This is a genomic window from Companilactobacillus halodurans, assembly GCF_009600985.1.
Classification (GTDB): Bacteria; Bacillota; Bacilli; order Lactobacillales; family Lactobacillaceae; genus Companilactobacillus; species Companilactobacillus halodurans.
Genome location: NZ_VDFP01000269.1, coordinates 1 through 1058, shown reverse-complemented (window position 1 = coordinate 1058; position 1058 = coordinate 1). Strand labels below are relative to the sequence as shown.

Here is a 1058-nt window from a genome sequence, read left to right as displayed (position 1 = left end):
ATCAAAGATCTCAGAATAAGAGCAATGTCAGAGGCGCTTATTTTATCGTTCAAAATAATCATTAGAAATGTTTATTAAAAAGTAAAAATAGCGTCTGTTAATAAGTATTCTCAAGGTATATGAAATACCCGGATCTTATAACAGACGCTATTTTTAATGTGACATGATATTTGTGTAGATTGTGACTGCTACTAGTAACAGTGTCAAAACCATTATTAAACCAATTACAATCAGGTGTCTTTTTTTATTCATCAAGAAGACGGCAACAAATTCTCTAATCAAAGCATTGGGTAAAAAATAGAATTTAGTCGCTGCACCAATACCATTAGCGGCAATTCCAGCCATTTTAGCGTAAAGACCAGCACGAAAAATATGGTAATTATTGCTAAAGAATTTAATATAGGCATTATTTTGACCATAGTCATTTTGAATAATTGCTTTTGAAAATTGCATATTCTGCAAGGTATTTCGTGACTTATCTTCAAGGATGACTAAATCCTTATCCCAACCGTGAGCAATTGCATAGTCAGCCATGGCTTGGGCTTCAGATAATTTTTCGTCAGGACCTTGGCCACCAGAGAATACAATTTTCGGAGCTGGACGTCCCTTTTTAATCTGTTTGTTAGCAAACTTTATAGCGGCATCAATTCGATTGCCAAGTAGTGTGGATACAGTATCGCCGTTAATTAAACCCGCTCCTAGGACAATTAAATAATCGGCTTTATAACGTCGAGGTAGAAACTGGTATAAGAAGACATTGACTAAGAAGTTATAAGATCAAATAACTAGATAGAAGCCAATAACTGGCAAGCTAGATATTAAAGTATTGAACCAATCAGGTAAGAATCTTGCTCGTCCAGCCATGAATGAATTAACAATCCATAAACCTATTAAGAACAAAGCTAGAAATAACGTTAACATATTTGATAACGTATGACTTTCACGTTTCCAAACAATCAAGGCGTTCCAAAGCAATAAAGCCCACATGAAAAGTATTGTTACTGAAATAACTCCGACAATCAACAAGAATAAAACACCCATTATAACGATAAAAGGTA

Annotated in this window: 1 protein-coding gene and 1 pseudogene; both read right to left on the bottom strand. The window is 34.4% G+C overall.

The features are described from left to right. Positions 1 to 153 precede the first annotated feature (153 nt). Positions 154 to 708, bottom strand: coding sequence for a YdcF family protein (locus FHL06_RS14860; RefSeq protein WP_337692583.1), 555 nt, complete (start codon positions 706 to 708; stop codon positions 154 to 156). A 69-nt stretch (positions 709 to 777) separates the two neighbouring features. Continuing rightward, positions 778 to 1058: pseudogene (locus FHL06_RS14855) on the bottom strand (hypothetical protein); the annotation flags it as partial.